Annotated in this window: 18 protein-coding genes; 11 read left to right on the top strand and 7 right to left on the bottom strand. The window is 43.3% G+C overall.

Annotated elements, in window-relative coordinates; translation table 11 throughout:
* Positions 1-163: 163 nt before the first annotated feature.
* A complete protein-coding gene (locus K4039_RS02805) occupies positions 164-352 on the bottom strand; it encodes a hypothetical protein (RefSeq protein ID WP_265233605.1) in 189 nt (62 codons plus the stop codon).
* A 1,412-nt stretch (positions 353-1,764) separates the two neighbouring features.
* Here K4039_RS02805 and K4039_RS02800 point away from each other — a divergent pair.
* Entirely contained in the window at positions 1,765-1,962 is a 198-nt protein-coding gene (locus K4039_RS02800; RefSeq protein ID WP_265233604.1) for a hypothetical protein, read from the top strand.
* Between the two features lie 718 nt (positions 1,963-2,680).
* Positions 2,681-2,881, top strand: a complete 201-nt coding sequence (locus K4039_RS02795; RefSeq protein ID WP_265233603.1) for a hypothetical protein — start codon at positions 2,681-2,683, stop codon at positions 2,879-2,881.
* 274 nt (positions 2,882-3,155) lie between these two features.
* Here K4039_RS02795 and K4039_RS02790 read toward each other — a convergent pair whose 3' ends face one another.
* Positions 3,156-3,905: a pentapeptide repeat-containing protein gene (locus K4039_RS02790; protein ID WP_265233602.1), complete on the bottom strand. Its 750-nt coding sequence runs from the start codon at positions 3,903-3,905 to the stop codon at positions 3,156-3,158.
* Between the two features lie 97 nt (positions 3,906-4,002).
* Entirely contained in the window at positions 4,003-5,175 is a 1,173-nt protein-coding gene (locus K4039_RS02785; protein WP_265233601.1) for a transposase, read from the bottom strand.
* A 97-nt stretch (positions 5,176-5,272) separates the two neighbouring features.
* Between K4039_RS02785 and K4039_RS02780 the strand changes: the two genes are divergently transcribed.
* Positions 5,273-5,785 (top strand): phosphoribosyltransferase, encoded by a 513-nt coding sequence (locus K4039_RS02780; RefSeq protein WP_265233600.1) that lies wholly within the window; start codon positions 5,273-5,275, stop codon positions 5,783-5,785.
* A gap of 12 nt (positions 5,786-5,797) precedes the next feature.
* Here K4039_RS02780 and K4039_RS02775 read toward each other — a convergent pair whose 3' ends face one another.
* Positions 5,798-6,472 carry a Uma2 family endonuclease gene (locus tag K4039_RS02775; protein WP_265233599.1) on the bottom strand — a complete coding sequence of 225 codons (675 nt, stop codon included), beginning with the start codon at positions 6,470-6,472 and terminating at the stop codon, positions 5,798-5,800.
* A gap of 223 nt (positions 6,473-6,695) precedes the next feature.
* Positions 6,696-7,886, bottom strand: a complete 1,191-nt coding sequence (gene dxr / locus K4039_RS02770; protein ID WP_265233598.1) for a 1-deoxy-D-xylulose-5-phosphate reductoisomerase — start codon at positions 7,884-7,886, stop codon at positions 6,696-6,698.
* 127 nt (positions 7,887-8,013) lie between these two features.
* Here dxr and K4039_RS02765 point away from each other — a divergent pair, with 127 nt between their 5' ends.
* From K4039_RS02765 to K4039_RS02730, 8 genes are all read left to right on the top strand, one after another.
* Complete coding sequence (locus tag K4039_RS02765) at positions 8,014-9,585, top strand: DUF2079 domain-containing protein (RefSeq protein ID WP_265233744.1); 1,572 nt, start codon at positions 8,014-8,016, stop codon at positions 9,583-9,585.
* A 9-nt stretch (positions 9,586-9,594) separates the two neighbouring features.
* Positions 9,595-11,160 (top strand): DUF2079 domain-containing protein, encoded by a 1,566-nt coding sequence (locus K4039_RS02760; RefSeq protein WP_265233597.1) that lies wholly within the window; start codon positions 9,595-9,597, stop codon positions 11,158-11,160.
* 108 nt (positions 11,161-11,268) lie between these two features.
* The gene (locus K4039_RS02755) at positions 11,269-12,708 is read left to right on the top strand and encodes a DUF2079 domain-containing protein (protein ID WP_265233596.1); all 1,440 of its coding nucleotides are present in this window, start codon (positions 11,269-11,271) and stop codon (positions 12,706-12,708) included.
* Between the two features lie 578 nt (positions 12,709-13,286).
* Positions 13,287-13,649, top strand: a complete 363-nt coding sequence (locus tag K4039_RS02750; protein WP_265233595.1) for a ferredoxin thioredoxin reductase catalytic beta subunit — start codon at positions 13,287-13,289, stop codon at positions 13,647-13,649.
* A gap of 146 nt (positions 13,650-13,795) precedes the next feature.
* On the top strand, positions 13,796-14,230 hold the full coding sequence (locus K4039_RS02745) for a DUF309 domain-containing protein (RefSeq protein WP_265233594.1): 435 nt from the start codon (positions 13,796-13,798) through the stop codon (positions 14,228-14,230).
* Positions 14,231-14,591: 361 nt separating this feature from the next.
* Positions 14,592-15,098: an LptA/OstA family protein gene (locus tag K4039_RS02740; RefSeq protein ID WP_265233593.1), complete on the top strand. Its 507-nt coding sequence runs from the start codon at positions 14,592-14,594 to the stop codon at positions 15,096-15,098.
* Positions 15,099-15,445: 347 nt separating this feature from the next.
* Positions 15,446-16,174, top strand: coding sequence for an LPS export ABC transporter ATP-binding protein (gene lptB, locus K4039_RS02735; protein ID WP_265233592.1), 729 nt, complete (start codon positions 15,446-15,448; stop codon positions 16,172-16,174).
* Positions 16,175-16,369: 195 nt separating this feature from the next.
* On the top strand, positions 16,370-17,536 hold the full coding sequence (locus K4039_RS02730) for an LptF/LptG family permease (protein WP_265233591.1): 1,167 nt from the start codon (positions 16,370-16,372) through the stop codon (positions 17,534-17,536).
* 147 nt (positions 17,537-17,683) lie between these two features.
* On the opposite strand, the gene K4039_RS02725 is transcribed toward K4039_RS02730, so the two are convergent.
* Positions 17,684-17,842, bottom strand: coding sequence for a hypothetical protein (locus tag K4039_RS02725; RefSeq protein WP_265233590.1), 159 nt, complete (start codon positions 17,840-17,842; stop codon positions 17,684-17,686).
* On the bottom strand, positions 17,829-19,175 hold the full coding sequence (locus K4039_RS02720) for a hypothetical protein (protein ID WP_265233589.1): 1,347 nt from the start codon (positions 19,173-19,175) through the stop codon (positions 17,829-17,831). Before K4039_RS02720 ends, K4039_RS02725 begins: the two co-directional genes overlap by 14 nt.
* Positions 19,176-19,591 lie beyond the last annotated feature (416 nt).

Below are 19,591 nucleotides of genomic sequence, written 5' to 3'. Positions count from 1 at the left end.
TTTGATAGAAAAATAATTAATTTTTATATGAGTTTGATGGCAAAATTTAAATAAAAAAAATAATTTATCAGCAAATTTATTCTTGCTAATTATTAACTCCTAGAGGCTCATTAACAATTAGCAATTTTCCCGAAAATTGGTTGGCATTCATAGACAAGTTGTACTATTTCCCCACTCTGTGTGCTGCTAAGTGATCTGTTGACCCGTTGGCATAGCTCTGGCTGTCGTAGCTGTAGATGTGAGCGTCACTTTGGAAAAGATAATTGATCGAAGTAGCTGCATAGTATGTCAGCGCTAGCAGCGACACTGCGTTAAGAATTCCATAAATTCGCTTCTCAGACATTTCGTTCATTTTCACTCCTACATTTTGTACAACTAGCAAATTTGGATGCTGTGACGGCACTTTTTTTGAGAAGTTCCCACAAATCCCGCACCAGATCAAAATTCGATCGATCGCCTTATGAACTCATGATGCCTCCCATAAAACAAGTCCTGCTTGAGATTAGCAATAGTTTTTGTTGGCCATTTAATTTTGAAGTCTCTGCCTTTAATTGTGCATCTAACTGTGGTAAGAGTTCGGCTATTTTGGCGAAATCGAACTCTACAATTGTCTGTTTAAGAGCTGCTGCAATTTACAAATATCTAGCGTCAAAAGCTTGCAGGGTAAAGAGTATAGCTTTTTGTCAAAAATAAGTAATGATTTTCCCAAATTCGATTAATAGTCCACAGCGGCCGGAAATAATCAAAAATATTAAGTTGTCAGCGGAACGCTGAAATATGTCTAAAGTGATACTTTTCCCAGCAACAGAACCTGTTAGATTGCCAATTAAGTTTGAGTTTGGTGGAGGTGGCAGATAATTTAGGATTGCAAAATTGTTGAGATCGCTATCCGAAAATCTGGATTTGACACTTTTGACTGACACTTTTGACTGAGTGGCCGCCTTAAATCACGAAATGACAAAAGAAAAGTAGGCTTCAAAAAGTAGAAAGCAGAATTTGACATCGACAAAAAAATACTATTTTGAGATTCAGCATTTTTATTTTATTCTGCCTTTTAAGTGCGATTTTTGGTCATAAAACAAGATTATTTACTCGATGGGAGGAGCGATGAACGGCGGATAATTATGACAAAACAACTGAAGGTACTTGAGTCAGTTATTTCCACTACGATTTATGAGAATTATTGTTCGGATTTTGCAGGTTTTTCAACCGACTTTTTGCTGGTAATTTGCAACAGTGATAGGGGTAGAACAATAGGCCAAACCAGGGGGCCGAGTAGTAAGGCTACCCAAGAGAGTAAGTCTTTTTTGGATGTGGAAGTATCGTTCCAAAAAACAATGAACCAAACAACAAAAACGATTAAAGAAACCGAAAAGTAGCCAATAACGATCATTCTTTTACCTGCCTGCCTATAGATGGGATCGAAATATTGATAATTTATTGTATCTCAGGCTGTGGCTCGCCGATCGCAACTGGATGCCTCGGCTACAGTTGAAAACGAACAGTTTCACGCCTCCAGCCGTCAACAATGGCGCTCAAAGTCTTGCAATCAGAAGTTTTCGAGGTTTCGTCTAGCCTTAAGGCTACCGCCACAATCACAGCAAATGCGATCGAGGTCTCTCATTCTATGTGATTTAACTCACGTATACCCCAGACTTAGATCGCAAGTCGAGCTCAGAAAGATCACACAGCTTAGCCGACGGCAATCACCCTACTCTGTTCTCAAATGCTCGATATTAGAGTAGTTGAGTTCAACGAAATTTCATGCAAGTTCTGAATTTAAAATCCGATCGCACGATCGCTGAACTATTCTATCAAATCACGCATTCAGGCAATTTGACTCGTACCGAAAGTCACGGACTGCGCGCACTCTGCGAAAGCGCTCTCACCGAAGACGATCGAGATTCAGTCAACCGCCTACTTCACGCCATCCGTCGCGGATGGGTCAGGATTTCCGATTAGTACCCTCAGACAGCAAGTTTAGATCAGTAGTTCCACCCTGTCTGGTATAGAGTTTTGCCCGCAATCAGATTTCCGTGAGTAGGTCGCTCCATTAACCCTCTCATAAAAAAAATTATGCTGCGATCGTGGCGATCGAACCCGGTTTCTTGAAGAAGTCGGGATTTTTGATCTTAAAGCGTCAGCAGTCAGTAGTCAGTAGTCAGCAGTCATCAAGTAGATCCACGGAAAAAAACCACACCAAGACACGCAGTAAATGGAACCAAAACCGGATGTCTGAAGACAGTAAAAATTTTATGTTTAATTAAGGCGATCGATTTAATTAGCAGTCATTGGTGAGCAGATATTAAGTAATCTATTATGAGATAAGTATTAATTGATGTGTCAGATTATAGCCTTTCGAGCTCTCATATTAGGTACGCGAACGGCATAGGGCATAGGGCATAGGGCATAGAGCATAGGGCATAGCTCACCACGCTTGAGAACCGCTATATATTAACAAAGACTACAGATATCGCAGTTGCCAAAAGCGAGGAATCGGGACGGAGTTTTTGTTTCGAGTTGCTCTCTCGATCGAGGAAACATCCGCTCCCCCAATTCGGTTGACACAAATCACAAATTAAGATCCAACAGATCACATTTACTCACCTATTTAAATCACATAAATATTCATAAAATTAGTCAATAATGTCAAATGTCAGTTAAATGAACAAAAAAAGCAATGATGACCCAAACGTTTTTACCTCAATTTACTATTGCAGAGCTAGTGTTTCAGGTATATCACTCCGGTCTGCTGACTCCCACTCACCGACAACAGCTCAAGACAGCGCTGTTAAATGACAGTCTTACCGAAGAAGATCAAACAGCCATCAACCGCTTGCTTCACGCCGTTCGCCGGGGCTGGCTGAAAGTTGTAGATTAAATCGTGACCCAAAAATATTTGCCACTTCTCTGGAAATGCACTGTCAATCAATTTTAGATTTTAGATTTTAGATTTAATCAACAGATGAATCTGGAGATTGAACTTTTATCTAAAATTTTTGACTATCCACAACGAATATCGGGCGCTTTTATCCATTTTTGGGCGGAGTCATCAGAAGGCAGAATTAAATCGCCTCAATAAAATCTGGAATTAAGCTAAATGTAGGGTGCATCACCAGCACCCTGCGGTTTCAACTTCTGTTTTGCCAGCTTATTTACTCAGAAATTTTGCCATCTGGCATCATCGCCTCTCTCAGATTCGCCTCGTTCAAATTTGTCCCACGCAAATTGGCTTGATGCAAGTTTGCTCCCCGGAGATTTGCTCCCTTAAGGGAAACTCCACTCAAATCTGCTAGATGCAGATTTGCACAACTCAAGTTAGCTCCGCTTAAATTGGCTCCCTTCAAATCGGCTTTTTCGAGATTTGCTTCTGTCAAATTTGCCCAACTCAAATTTGCTTGAGCTAAATTAGCATTGCTCAAGTCAGCTTGTGTTAAGTTGGCGTCGGTTAAATTTGCTTTGCTGAGGTTGATTCCGCAAAGTTTGACTTCGCTCAAGTTGGCACCTTGCAAGTTAGCGTTTACTGCATAAACTTGCATCAAAATTGCCCGCTGAAGATTGGCATCTCTGATGTCTGCACCTCTGAGACTCGCCCCCGTTAAATCGGCTCCGCTGAGCACGGCACTCCGCAAGATGGCTCCGCTTAAATTCGCTCCCACCGCCTCGCATTCGCCGAAATTAGCGGACATGAGGTTGGCTTGGGAGAGGTCGGCTTGGCTGATATCTGCTTGATACAGATTGGCTCTGTAGAGCGTGATGCCGATCGAATTTGCACCTGTTAAACTAGCTCCAGTCAGGTCTATATCGCGCAAATTTGTCCTTGAAATATTGATCCCAGCCAAGTCTACGGTACGAAAAACCCGTTCTCCGGCTGCATACCGTCTGAGAAGTTCATCTGCATTCATGTCATTTTCCCCAAAATATTGAATAATATCATTGATATTTCAATAATATTAGGCTTGACATCCACCCCGTCAAACAAGGTACGGGGATTCCCAATCATCACTGATTAGGTTTCTGCTTCGTAGCACCAGCCTTCCGAGATTTACTCTCTTGGGGTCTTACAGTTGCTCCACAGACTGACACGGCTAGCCCAGCCGCCAAAATGTTTTTTGCAGCGTTGATATCTCGGTCATGGTTTGTCCCACATTTAGGACATTCCCATTCCCGAATATTCAGCGGTAATTTATCTACAATATACCCGCAGTTTCCACAACGCTTAGAACTGGGAAACCAGCGGTCTATCTTTATTAGCTCTCGACCGTACCACTCGCATTTGTACGCCAACTGGCGAATTAGTTCGCTCCAACTAGCATCACTGATCGCCATAGCTAATTTATGGTTTTTCACCATATTCTTGATAGCTAAATCCTCAACTACAATCGTTTGGTTTTCACGAATTAGTTGAGTTGTTAATTTATGTAGAAAATCTTGACGCGCATCGGTGATCTGTGCATAGATGTTTGCTACTTGTACCCGCGCTTTTTGCCTGTTGTTACTACCCTTTTGCTTACGGGCTAACGCTTTCTGTTTCCTTTTCAACTTCTTGCGAAGTTTTTTAAAGTGCTTAGGATTGGCGATTTTATCGCCATCGCTAGTAGCAATTAGGCTGGTTATTCCTACATCCAATCCAATAGATTTATCTATCTTCGGAAGTGGCTTGATTGTATAGTCGTCTACAAGTATGGAGACAAACCAGCGTCCAGCAGGTGTCAACTTAACCGTAATGGTAGACGGAATGCACCCTTCGGGAATTTGTTTGCTCCAACGAATTGGCAATGGAGTAGTGCATTTAGCTAAAAATACCTGTCCATCTTTCCATCGGAAAGCTGACTTGCTGAATTCAGCACTGCCACCGTTATGCTTCTTCTTGAAGTTAGGATATCTAGCGCGACCCGCAAAGAAGTTGCTAAACGCTGCTTGAAGGTGTCTGAGTCCTTGTTGCAAAGGTACGCAGCTAACTTCATTCAAAAAATCAAGCTCTTCCTCTTTCTTCCAATTCGTCAGCATAGAGGAGGTTTGGCTGTAGCCAACTTTCTCTTGATGCTCGTACCACGCGATTGTGCGAGCAGCCAAAGCCTTGTTGTACACTAACCGTGTACACCCCATTGTCCGTCGCAAGAGATTTTCTTGCTGCGTAGTGGGATAGAATCGGTAGCGGTAGGCTTTTTCCATTCTCACACGTTAACACATTTTCTGTGATATTGTTGGTTTGAGGCAAGTCTTTTTGTAAAGCCGTCCTTTTAGGACGGGGTTTCTACCCATTTTTTTGATGAGCGACCTTTACGTTTCTTGGTCAGAGTACCATCGCAAAATTGAGGATTTGGCTGTAAAAATTGATGAATCTCAATGGAAATTCGATCGCATTGTCTGTTTGGCGAGGGGAGGGCTGCGCGTCGGCGATACTCTGTCGCGGATTTTCGACAAACCTCTGGCGATTTTAGCGGCCTCGTCATACAGTGGGGCGGAGGGAAAAGTTCGGCGGGCGATCGAGTTTGCGCCTAATTTGACAATGGTGGGCGATAATTTGGGCAGCCGCATCCTGCTAGTTGACGATTTGGTGGATTCGGGAATTAGTTTGGATCAAGGTATCGCTTGGCTGAAGAGTCGTTACGGCGAGGATATTCAGGAAATTCGGACGGCTGTGCTTTGGTACAAGGCTTGTTCTGTGGCGAAGCCGGATTATTATGTAGATTATTTGGCGGATAATCCTTGGATTCACCAACCTTTTGAAATGTACGAAAAAATGAGTGTGGCTGATTTGGCAGCGAAAGTGGGGAGTTAGTGAAACCCGCTGCTACGAGTCTTTGATTTGTAGTTGCTCTTTTACCCAAGCTCGAAATGCTCTGATTGTTGGGCTTCTGCCTTGGGTGTTGCTGCGATCGACATATTGAGGAATTACATCAATAATGGGAAAGTCGGGGAAATTTGGGCTGGTATCAGACTCAAGATATTTTCCGTCTTGAAGCAGATAGATTTTCAGGATTCGCCCGTCATATCTCCAAAGTTCCGGCACTTTCAAAGCTTGATAGCTGCTCAAACTGGTTGGTGAGGAGTTGTCAATCTCGATCGCCAAATCGGGAGGCGGATCTACTGTTAAATCTATCCTATCCTTACCTCTAATAGCAGCTTCATGCTGAATGTAGAAACAATCGTCAGGTTCTACGCCACTCTGCATCTCTTTGCTTTTGAACGTAGTAGAACCTAAAACATCACAATCAATATTAAGTTCTTCCAAAAGCACGTTGACAAGGTATCCAATCAATGATTTAGCTTTTTCATCTTCTAGTAGTAGCCTCCTGATTTCCAGTGATTCTTTATAATAAGTAAGTCGAAGTGCGTAACCTTCCCCTAACTCGTCTAGGATAGCTTCGTACATTTCCCAGCTAACGTTTTGTAACTTTATTTTATTTCCTGGTGGGATAATTAGTTGATTTAGCTCAAATACTGTTGGTTTGGTTTCTGTTTGCATCGGTTGCTTCCAAGAATGGGAGTCATAGCTCTATTTTATCAAGGGATTCAATAAAAATAGAATACGGCGGTTGAAACCGCGCCGACAAAAACGAATTCCGCCTCCGCGGAATGAAGAAATAAATGAAAAAAATCACGTAATTTTCACCATCTTATCTTCAACCCGCTTGGAGTGGGTTTTGTTTATATAAACGCGGTTTTAACCGTACGTCTGCATCTTAGAATTAGCGAATCGAAAGAATACGATCGCCCAATTCGACACTTCCAGCCAAAACTTCCAGCCGCGCCCACTGATCCGCAGCCAAAATATCCTCTAAACCAGGACTTTCACAGTTATCAGCTTGATGTTTGTCGCACACATTCTCAATCAACTTCGGAATATCCAAAAATTGAATTCTTTCATCCAAAAATAGCGCTACAGCCTGTTCATTTGCCGCATTCAGCACCGCAGGCATCGAGCCGCCTGCACGTCCCGCCGCATAAGCCAACTGCATACAAGGATACTTTTCGTGGTCTGGTTCTCGGAAAGTCAAATCCCCGGATTTTACCAAATCTAGTCGCGGCCAATCTGTATGAATTCGCTCCGGCCAAGACAAAGCATAAAGCAGCGGCAATCGCATATCCGGCCAGCCCAATTGCGCCAAAACAGACGTATCTTGCAGCTCAATTAATGAGTGAATTATGCTCTGGGGATGGATGACAATATCAATGTCGTCATAATCCAGGCCGAACAAGTAATGAGCTTCAATTACTTCTAATCCTTTATTCATCAAAGTAGCAGAATCAATGGTGATTTTCTGCCCCATCGACCAATTCGGATGTTTTAAGGCATCGGCGACTGTTACTCCTGCTAATTTGTCGATCGGCAAATCTCGAAAAGAACCACCCGAAGCTGTGAGAATGATTCGGCGTAAACCTCCATCTGGTATACCTTGGAGGCATTGAAAAATTGCCGAATGTTCCGAGTCTGCCGGCAATACTTTAACCCCGTATTTTGCGACTAAGGGGTTGACAACGGGGCCGCCGGCGATTAATGTTTCTTTATTGGCTAAGGCAATATCTTTGCCTGCTTTGATAGCGGCAATTGTTGGCAGCAAACCGGCACAGCCAACTATGCCCGTGACGACGGCTTCAGCGTCGCCGTATTTGGCAACTTCGACAACGCCTGACTCGCCAACAAGTAAAATAGGTTGAGGGTCGATATCTGCGATCGCCTCTTGTAATTCTTGTAGTTTATCTTCGTCGCAAATCGCGACAATTTCGGGTCTAAACTGGCGAATTTGCTGTGCGAGTAACGTGATATTTCGTCCGGCAGTTAACCCGACAATCCGAAATTGTTCCGGGTATTGAGCTACAATATCCAGAGTTTGAGTACCGATGGAGCCTGTGGAGCCGAGAAGAGTTATTGCTTTCACAATTTTTTAAGGTTTTGTGGATTATTCTAATATTACGATTAGTGGAACTCAAATTAGCGGTTAGCTATTGCGTGGCAAGCACATTTGAAGGAATCATATTTTGAGTCGTCAGCTAGTGCCAGATTTCATGGAGAATGGGAAAAATTTTGCTGATGACCGTGAGGAGATCGGCGTTGGAATCACGGATAATATAGAAGAAGGTCGATCGCACTTACCGTCGAGTTTGGTTTGGGCGATCGCGATTGCTGCAATAATTTTATTTTTGTCTAGCAGTTTACGGCACGCCTTATTCCAATCAACAGCCTTCGATTTGGGGATTTTTGACCAAGCAATTTACTTAATCTCCCAAAACCAAACACCTTTTTCTTCTTTGATGGAGATGCACATTTTGGGAGATCACGCAGCGGTAATTTATTATCCGCTGGCTTTGCTGTACAAAATTTACCCTGATGTGCATTGGCTGCTGTTAGTACAAGCAGTTGCTTTATCGCTAGGGGCTTTGCCTAGCTGGAGTTTAGCGCGTTTGGCCGGCTTAAATCAAGTACAATCCCGTGCGATCGCCATAATTTATTTGCTCTATCCGGTAGTATTCAACATCAACTTATTTGATTTTCACCCGGAAGTGATCGCTTTACCCGCACTGTTAGCAGCAATTTTGGCAGCGCGCCTCAATAAAATCCTGTGGTTTTGTACCGCCATTCTGTTAGTGTTGAGTTGCAAGGCTGTTTTGTCCATAACCGTTGCTGCCATTGGTTTCTGGCTGTTTTTCTGCAAAAAAAAGCAACGGTTTGGGGCGATCGCACTTTTGCTCGGTGTAGCATGGTTTTTGATAGCATCCCAGAAAATTATCCCCTACTTTAGCGGTAGCGAAGTCGCAGGAGTCGGGCGCTACAGCTATTTAGGCAAATCCGTACTAGAAATCATCATCAACCTCATATTAAAACCCCAGCTAGTATTAGGAAAAATCCTTTCATTCGACGCATTCAAATACTTATTCATCCTCACCTTACCCGTATTTTGGCTGTTACTGCCATTCTCCCCAAAAATCAACCTTAAATATTTAACAGCCCTAATTCCTGCAATCCCTACCTTAATTATCAACATCCTCTCCGACTTGCCATTTCAACGCAGCTTAGCCTATCAATATTCAGTGCCAATCATTCCTTTTTTAATCTTAGCAATCATCGCCAAAGCAGCAGTAATAAAAAACGCAGATCAAGCTACATCGCTAAATACAGAAAAGATTCACTCACCTAAAACCGCAAATATACAATTTAAAAACATCCAAATCCCGCAACTGTGGCTGGGAATGCAATTACCCAAAGCAATGATAATTTGGTCATTAATAATTTTCCTATTACTGGGAGAATCCAAAGACTTTATTCTGTACGCAAATAGACTAGATACCTGGCAAGCCACACGGGAAGCAATCGCAGAAGTTCAACCCCAAAGCAGTATTTTAACAGATAATAGACTTGCCCCTCACTTTGCCCACCGCCCCATAGTCAAATTATTTTCACAAATTTCACCCCAAACAAATTTAGCTGAATTTAAATACATATTATTAAATCTTCGCCATCCCTGGCCCGATACAGAAAAAACTGGTAACACCTTAGCAACTCAACTTAAAAACAATCCCACTTTTCAATTAACTTATCAAAAAAACGAAGTTCTACTATTTAAACGCATCGCCGATTAAACAAATAAAATGCTAACTTTACAATCTCCAAAATCCCATCCAGTATTTTTAATGATTGTCGTAACAACGATAATCTTATTTACCGCCAGTAGCGTGCGCCACGCCTTGTTTCATTCCACTGCATACGACTTAGCCATTTTTGACCAAGCAATTTACTTAATCTCTCAAAATCAAACCCCATTTTCCTCATTAATGGGAATTAATATTTTAGGTGATCATACGGCGTTTATTTTCTATCCGCTAGCTTTACTTTACAAAATATATCCCGATGTGCACTGGCTGTTATTCGTGCAAGCTTTTGCCCTAGCTTTAGGTGCTTGGCCTAGCTGGAGTTTAGCACGTCAAGCGGGATTAAATGAACCAAGGGCGATCGCATTTGCCGCCGTATATCTGCTTTATCCCGTAGTATTTAACGTCAATCTGTTCGACTTCCACCCCGAAGTAATTGCCTTACCCGCAATTTTAGCAGCAATCCTAGCCGCCAGACTCAATCAAACATTGTGGTTTTGTGCAGCCATCCTCTTAATTTTAAGCTGCAAAGCCGTGCTATCTTTGACAGTTTTGATGATGGGTGTTTGGCTATTTTTCTTTGAAAAAAACCGCAAGTGTGGACTCATCGCTATATTTCTCGGTGCAGCTTGGTTTTTGATAGCCACTCAAGCAATCGTACCATATTTTAATCAAGGCAAACAACACGCAGGTGTCGGGCGATATCACTATTTAGGAAACTCCGTTTTGGAAATTGCAATAAATTTAATTTTCAAACCTCATCTAGTAGCAAGCCGATTTTTTTCGACTGCTACTTTAGGATATTTAACTTTGTTATTTTTGCCTGTAATATGGTGGATTTCCCCGCGTCAAATGTCGCCATTAATTAGTGCTTTGCCAATGCTATTCATGAATATTCTTTCTGATATTGACGCTCAGCGAGATGTGATTCATCAATATTCTGTGCCGATATTTCCGTTTTTATTAACTGCTGTAATTTCCACGGTAGCAGACAGACAGAAAAGAGGCAAGAATTTTTGGAAAAATGCCCGGAATCATCTCTGGAATCACCGCCACTTGATGCCGCGAATTTGGAAGCCAGTATCGCAACGCCTTTCTATTAAATCTGTCAAACATATCTGGATGCGCCGACTTTGGATTCGCCGCAATTGGATGTGGGGAAAATTGCTGTTTACTAATTTGTCGAAATTGTTGATTTTATGGTCGCTTTTTAGTTTCTTGATTTTAGCTAAATACGGCTATTTTGGAACGATTTATTTAGAGTCTCTCGATACTTGGCAAGCGACGCGGCAGGCAATTAATTTAGTGCAAACTCAAGGCAATGTTCTAACAGATAATTCCCTCGCAACTCATCTCGCTCACCGACAAACAATTAAATTGCTGCACCAAGTTGCCAACGGACAGAGTTTGAATGAATTTGAGTATGTACTATTAAATATGCGCCATCCTTGGCATGATACTGCGGATACTGCTGTTAGTGTCGTCGCTAAACTTAAAAATTCTCCTGAATTTAAGATAAGCTATCAGCAAGATGATGTGTTTTTGTTTCAAAGAAAGCGCAATTAGTATGATAATAATAATTGATATTGAGTCTGGTGAATTAACCGTAATTCCTGTAGGGGCCGGTTCACCATTGTCTTTGATCAAGTGCATCAATCCAATAAACCCGCCCCTATGAACAATTTTAAGCTAAAGTATCATCCAGTAATTTGGCAAATCACCCTTTTCGCCCTAATATTTTTCCTATGTAGCAGTGTACGCCACGCCCTGTTTGAATCCAACGCTTTTGAACTGGGAATTTACGACCAAGTAGCGTATCTAATCAGTCAAGGACAAACGCCGTTTTCCTCATTTCTCGAAATTCACCACCTGGGAAATCACGCGGCTGGGGTGATGTATCCCGTGGCTTTGCTTTACAAAATCTATCCCGATGTTCATTGGCTGTTGTTAGTGCAAGCCGTAGCTCTATCATCCGGTGCTTTGCCAGTTTGGAGTTTGGCCAGTCAAGCTGGATTAAAGAATAGTATAGCTTGGGCGATCGCCTGTATCTACCTTTTCTATCCCTTAGTCTTCAATGTCAACCTCTTCGACTTCCACCCAGAAGTAATTGCCTTACCCGCACTGCTAGCAGCAATCCTAGCCGCGCGGCTGAATAAAACTCTGTGGTTTTGTGCTGCCATCGTCTTAGTTTTGAGCTGCAAAGCCGTGCTGTCTTTAACTGTGGCTGCGATGGGATTGTGGCTTTTGTGTTTTGATAAAAAACGCAATTGCGGACTCATAGCTCTATTTCTCGGCGTGGGTTGGTTCCTGGTAGTTACTCAGGGAGTTATACCGTATTTCAATCAGGGAAGAGAACACGCGGGAATCGGGCGATATCAATATTTAGGAAACTCGGTTTTAGAAATAGCTGTTAATTTAATCTTGAAACCAAATCTGATTTTAGGGCGGATTTTTTCTGGTGATACTTTTGAATATTTAGCATTATTGATATTGCCTGTAATTTGGTGGCTTTCGCCACGGCATCTGACAGCTTTAATTAGTGCGGTTCCGATGTTGACGATGAATATTCTTTCTGATATCCCGGCTCAACGAGATTTGATTCATCAATATTCTATTCCGATATTGCCGTTTTTGTTGGTTGCCGTAATTTCCAGTTTAGCAGCGAGGAATCAGCACCAGGGAAAGATAATATTTGATAGATTGCCAATTCCTAAGTATCCATTGCCGAGAGTGATTGTAATTTGGTCGTTGATTGGTTTCTTAGCTTTGGCAAAATACGGCTATTTTTGGACTATTTATGTAGATTCTCTGGATACCTTGCCGGCTAGCAGAGAAGCAATTGCTCTCGTTAACACAAAAGGCAGTGTGTTAACAACTTCTCACATGGCTCCGCAGTTAACGCACCGCCCTGTAGTACGCTTAACTCAGGCTCAGACGCCTCCTCCAAATCTCGCAGAGTTTGAGTATGTCTTGCTTAATCTGAGGTATCCTGGCTGGATGAGCGATCGAGCTTTTGTACAAAACCTAGTAACTCAACTCGCCAATAATCCCCAATTTCAACTCAAATATCAGCGGGATGACATTTATCTATTTGTCCAAAAGGCAAACAAATAAATCATCTTCTCTTCTTTCGCGCCCTTTGCGCCTAAGCGCTTCGTAACATAAATCTCATTCACAAATCAATTTCAAATCAATCCTCCGCTTTCAAAGCTCTTATTGCAAACTTCAATTAAGTTTTTAGCTTGCAAACCAATAGTTTACTGCGCCTAGAGGTAGCTAGCAGCGCGGGAGGTCAATTTTAACATTAATCTGACCAAAGTACAGTCAGCGAGCAAAATCAGCCGGGAGGGAGGAGATTTTGGTGGCCGGTGGGATCCGGGGAAATTGCCATCAGATGCTGGTCACAAGGACAGGGCTGTGCTATATGATCTCAATTGGATCCGCTTTGGGGGATGGTTGATGAGGGCGCGCGATCGCCCCAATCTATGAGACCGCTGCAAAAACCAGGACAGCCGCCAGTTTCCCGAACCGAGACGGATGCGTGAAAAATCGCTAAAAAACCGACAACCTAAAACTCAATTTTTGTCAAGATTTTGCTCCTTGTAAGTAAACAGAAATATCAAGTGTTTAAAATCACATTCTGCGCTACAATTGTCAAAAGCTCGTAGCATCCTCAACTCCGATCCTGAACTATGAACACAACAGAAAAATCTAAACTCTCCAACGAAAAAACCTTGGAGGCAATGAAGAATTTCTCCGAAACCTACGCCAAGCGCACGGGCACTTACTTTTGTTCCGAGCCTTCAGTCACTGCTGTCGTCATAGAAGGACTAGCAAAACATAAGGACGAACTAGGCGCTCCCCTATGCCCTTGTCGCCATTACGAAGATAAAGAAGCCGAAGTCAAAGCCGCCTACTGGAACTGTCCTTGCATTCCCATGCGCGAGCGGAAAGAATGTCACTGTATGTTATTTCTGACGCCAGATAACGATTTCGCTGGAACTAATCAGGAAATTGGCATGGATCAGCTTCAAGCTGTCAGAGAGACTATGTAATCGTTTAAGTAGGCGGTCGTGAATTTGCCGTAGTTTTGAAAACTGGTCGTGATTATTCCTATTTTTAAGACTTAGCTATTAATAAAAACCGATCGCCGCCTACTCAAACACGAATTCCGAATCCCCAATCCCCAATCCCCAATCGCATGACAGAGGAAATGCCGATCGAGTTTTGGCAAGGTATCGAACAATTTAACAGCCAAGATTTTTACGCTTGTCACGATACATTAGAGGCTTTGTGGATGGAATCCGGCGAGCCGAATCAAAGATTTTATCAGGGAATCTTGCAAATTGCCGTCGCGCTTTATCACTTAAGCAATCAAAACTGGCGCGGTGCGGTAATATTGCTGGGAGAAGGTATAAATCGGCTCAGTTATTATCAGCCGAGTTATGCCGGAATTGCCGTTAAAGATTTGGTCGGACAAAGCGCTAAACTTTTGAACACTTTGCAACAAGCTGGCCCGGAAGTAGTCGCTAATTTTTTACCGTTATTCGTAGGTACAGAAGTTGCAGGCTTGCAATTGCCATACATTTTGAAAGATCAGACGACGGTTGATACTTCTTCAAATTATCTGCGTTAATCTGTGTACATCTGCCTTGAAGGAGCGGTTGCTCTATCAATCCCAAAATTATCCAACAAGTTTATTGACTTAAAACTACGCCAGAGAGGGCTGAACTCTTCACCACAAACCGCAGACAGAGAACTTCAGTCCTTACTAAAAACTGTAAATCAGCCAAACAGGTCGTGAAAATGTCTATTGTCTTGCTAGGATAATTGGTTGACGCTCTCTGGCAGGTCGATCGACCTTACGGGAATTTTTCACGGCCGTTAAGATAAAATACCTAACTGATCGGGTGTGGTGGATCTAATCTGCATACGGAAAAATCTGGGAGTGAGATAATGCCCTTCAGCAATTTCACAAATTTTGAGGCTTGTAAGCTATGATGCCCTCCGCTAAACTACTCAATTCCCGCATATTCAAAGGATTATCGCTGCTGTTGCCGCTGACTCTGGCAAGCACTCTAGCCTCTCCCACTTACCCACAGGCTGCCCCGCCCCGCACTCTTTCCGTGCGATCGGACATTCAAGAAGCCGACTCCAAAACCGGCATCGTGACAGCCCGCGGCAACGTCCAAATCAACTATCCAGCCCGCCAAATACAAGCAACCGCAGCTCAAGCTCAATACTTCAGCCGCGAGCGCCGGATCATTCTCAGCGGAGACGTTTATGTATTGCAGCAGGGCAACAGCCTGCGCGGCGAAACCATAACATACCTTATCGACGAAGGGCGGTTTATTGCCCTGCCAGACAACCCAGGACAGGTAGAATCTGTCTATCTGGTTGCCCCGGAACAAGATTCAGCAGTCCAAAATACGATCGGGAAACCAGCCCCGGTTAATCCAAATCCCGGTGCTAAACCGCCCGCACCCCGAACAGCCCCCAAATAACAGCCTCCAATCGCAGCAAAATTTCGCATCCGCAAAAACATACTACTTGGGATAGATGCGAAATTTCGTTGTCTTAAGATTAAAAAGTTTTAGTATTTAGAAGATCGACTTGAGACGCGATCGCACAAGCCTGAATTCTGGAATTTAACTGGCAAGTGATCCACCTAATTAAACGTAAAATACCGATCGCTCAAAGGCTTGCTGTGTATTTCTTCTTTTTATGCTGAGCGAAGTCGAAGCACCTTCTACCTTCTACCTTCTACCTTCTACCCTCTTCCTTCTTCCTTCTACCCTCTTCCTTCTTCCTTCTTCCTTCTTCCTTCTACTTAAAAGTTGCCTCGGCGATCATGAAAATTGTACTCGAAAATATTCACAAATCCTACGGAAAACGCCATGTAGTCAGTCGCGTCAACCTTTCAGTAGCCCAAGGAGAAATCGTCGGACTGCTCGGCCCCAACGGTGCCGGCAAAACCACAACATTTTACATCGCAACCGGATTAGAAAAACCCAATCAAGGGACAGTTTGGCTCAACGATTTAGACATCACTAAATTGCCGATGCACAAACGAGCACATTTGGGAATAGGCTATCTCGCTCAAGAAGCCAGCATTTTTCGCAACATGACCGTGCGCGACAATATTTTGTTAGTCCTGGAACAAACTCAAGTTCCGCGTTGGGAATGGAAAGAGCGAGTCGATTTTTTGTTGGAAGAATTTCGCTTACAAAAAATAGCATCCAGTTTGGGAATTCAAATCTCTGGAGGAGAAAGGCGGCGGACTGAACTGGCGAGAGCCTTGGCTGCTGGGCGAGACGGGCCGATGTTCCTATTTTTAGACGAACCGTTCGCAGGCGTCGATCCGATCGCAGTTGATGAAATTCAGACGATAATTTCCAAACTGCGCGATCGTCAAATCGGCATCCTGATCACCGATCACAACGTCCGAGAAACCCTCGAAATTACCGATCGAGCCTACATCATGCGAGACGGTCAAATTTTAGCATCCGGCGCTGAAGAAGAACTCTACAGCAACCCTTTAGTGCGGCAATATTACTTGGGTGACAACTTCGTGCGATAGTCTTTGATAGCAGAAAGCAGAATTTTAGAATTGAGAATTTAACTTTTACAGTCCAGGACGCATCAAACCAAAAAAACCGGGTTTTTCACCCAATCTGCGGACTGCGGAGCGTCTTTTCGTAAAAAACCCGGTTTCTGACTAGCCGTGCGTAATTCCTATTTTAAATTAAGGAGCAATCAGCGAGAACGCGCAACTATGAAAATAGCAATGTCCAAATCCTTCAATCCCCTCAACTGGCTACCGAGAATTTCAGTAATGGACTGGTACATTACCAAAGAACTCATCGGCCCATTTCTGTTTGGTGTCGGACTATTTACATCAGTCGCCGTCACCGTTGGAGCCTTATTTGAATTAGTCCGCAGAGTAACAGAATCAGGCCTTCCCTACGGCGCCGCTATGGAAATTTTCCTACTGCAAATTCCATACTTTGTAGTATTAGCTTTCCCCATGTCAATGCTGCTAGCAACCTTAATGAGCTACAGCCGACTTTCCAGCGACAGCGAACTCATCGCCCTCCGCAGTTGCGGAGTTAGCATTTACCGATTGATCATGCCGGCAGTCATTATGAGTTTAATCGTTGCCGGCTTCACCTTTGCTTTACAAGAGTTAGTCGTACCCGCCGCTAGCTACAGAGCTACTTTAACTTTAGACAGAGCCCTGAAGCGAGAAAAACCGACATTTCAAGATAGAAATATTATCTACACAGAATTTCGCAAACCAGAAAAAGGCGGTGAAGAAATCCTGTCCCGCTTTTTTTATGCAGAACAGTTTGACGGCCAGCAAATGAAAGGTTTAACAATTATCGATCGCTCCACCCCTGGCCTCAATCAAATCATTTCTTCAGAATCAGCTACTTGGAATCCCTCAGAAAACACCTGGGATTTTTTCAACGGAACCGCTTATATAGTAGCTCCAGACGGCTCTTACCGCAATATAGTTAGATTTCAACACCAGCAATTACAACTCCCCCGCACGCCCTTAGATTTAGCTGCGAGAGTGCGAGATTTCAAGGAAATGAATATTGCTCAAGCTTTAGAGCGTTTGGAAATCATTAAAAATAGCGGCGATGCACCGCAAATTCGCAAACTCAAGGTGCGAATTCAAGAAAAATATGCTTTTCCTTTTGTGTGTCTGGTATTTGGTTTAGTGGGAGCCGCTTTGGGAACTCAACCGCGCCGCTCCGGGAAAGGGACAAGTTTTGGTATTAGCGTAGTTGTAATTTTTACTTACTATGTATTTGGTTTTATCACCAGTTCAATGGGCGTGAAAGCTGTTTTGACTCCGATTATATCGGCTTGGCTGCCGATCGCATTTGGCTTAGGAATAGGAGGATTGTTGTTGGGAAGAGCCGCGTCTAGGTAAGTTTTACCAATCAAATTGCTAATTGGTAATTAATTTCGGTTAAATCGGAATAATCACGCAGTGCGAGCGTCCCCGCTCGCGAGTTAAAACATAGTGCTGAAATCGCAAAAATATGATTCCGATGCGAGCGGAAAACCATATAACTGCTTAAGTTAAAACTGACATCTCAAAGCATTTTTTTATTCTTCCTTCTTCCTTCTTCCTTCTTCCTTCTTCTTTCTTCCTTCTTCCTTCTTCTTTCTTCCTTCTTCCTTCTTCCTTCTTCCTTCTTTCTTCTTCCTTCTTCCTTCCTTTAAGGATTAGCAAAAGTATTAATTTCGCCGCCGCCAATATACCGTCCCGGAGTCAAAGAGCGAGGTGTAGAAAAAGGTTGCGGTTGAATTGGCTGCGCGTTCTGATTGGTGTTTTGGGGAACAGCTCCAAAGTTAGGCTGACCAGGTAAGTTAAGGCGACTCGGTTGAGGCTGTTGAAATTGAGCATTCGCTGAATTGGGAGAGAATTGAGGGCTAATTATCTTGCTTCCCCCGATGCCAGGGGACTGCCCAAAATTGGGAATTAGCGGTATTGGCGAAGGTGTGGCGACGGGAACCGCCACAGGTTGAACGGACGGTGCGAAGCCGGAGTCAGATAAATTAGTTTGGTAGGGATTTTTGGGTAAAACCACAGTTGGAGTCTGTGGAGTAATTGTGGAGATGACTGATACTCTAGAATTTAACCCGGCCAATGATTCAGGAACCGTAGCTGCTGGGTTTAAGAATTGTTGAGAGTCGCTAATAATTGTATTTGTCGGAGCCGCAAGTGGCGAGAGTGTCGCGGGAAAATTCACAGGATTTGCTCCAGCTTGAGTCGTAGCGGCGGTTGGCAGGAAATTTGTCGGATTTGTTGGAGAATCGGGGGACGGGGGTCGATCGAGCAATTTAGCCGAATTTGCACTTTTTACAGCCGCCGTTGCCGAAGTGTTGGCAGCGATGTATTTTTTCATGGCTGCTTGCAGCGGACTCAAAGCCAGAGGATTGTCGTTTTGTTTACCTGAATTACCGCTACCTGATGCCTCCGGTAAAGTTGCTTCCGTACCCGCAGACTCAGGAGCGATCGTTTTTATCCCGGAAATGGTCGCCCCACTGCCAGATAAACTCAAATCTGATGTCGCGTTTGAACTTGGCAAGTTGGAATTTTGCGGGTTATTGTTGACTGTCCCAACCGCAGAATTTTGTAAATTTGGCAAGGACAAAAATCTGCTGATTGCCGCCTGCTTGGGGGCTGAAAATTGCCGAGAAATTGTTAATTTGCGATCGCGAATTTCCTCGAATAAACCTTTGCTTTTGATTGCTGATGAATTGAATAAGTTCAGTTCAGAATTAGACTCATTGAACTGATTGACTAGCACCGGCAAGCTGTCGATTTCAGCCGCAATGGCGCTATCTTCAGCAGACAGCCCGGAGATCGAATCTGGGTTGTTTGAGTCTGCTGCTGCTTCGCCATCTATGCTCAACCTTTCTGGATTTACGGACACCTCCCAGATAAATAACCCGCCGGCACACAGCACGGCTAGCGGAGCCCAAACCGCGGGTTGCGTCCAGTGGCGCAACCGTGCTATCAGATAGCGGACAGATGTAGGGAATTTCTTAAAATTTGACATAGTTTTGCTTCCATCCGATCGTGCGGACTTAAAACTATTTTTCATAGTCTACCACATCAATCTTGAGGATTTTTGCTGTTTCGTGGTAAGTGCGATCTTCTCTTCTGCAAGCTTCGCTAACGGACTTTTGATTGAAAGTTGCGAAAAATATAATAGCATAAGCAAGAATCAACAAGGAAGTTGCAATATATATAGCTCATGAAAAGTGCAATTAAGAACGTCCTAATTCTCGGGCACGGTTGCTACAGATGTATGCAACAGGTGAAGCTCGATCGATCACTGGAAGGCATATAGCAATCCTAAATCATTTTCTATGTATAGGTGTACTGATGGATTTTTGGGAAATCAAATTTATGTTCGTTTGTGAAAAACTCAAACAAAAATTTAATTATCTTAAAAGACTTACATAAATACCA

The organism is Lyngbya sp. CCAP 1446/10 (assembly GCF_026130175.1).
GTDB lineage: Bacteria > Cyanobacteriota > Cyanobacteriia > Cyanobacteriales > Microcoleaceae > Microcoleus.
The sequence above is the reverse complement of the archived record's forward strand: the minus strand, read 5'-3'. Positions and strand labels throughout refer to the sequence as shown.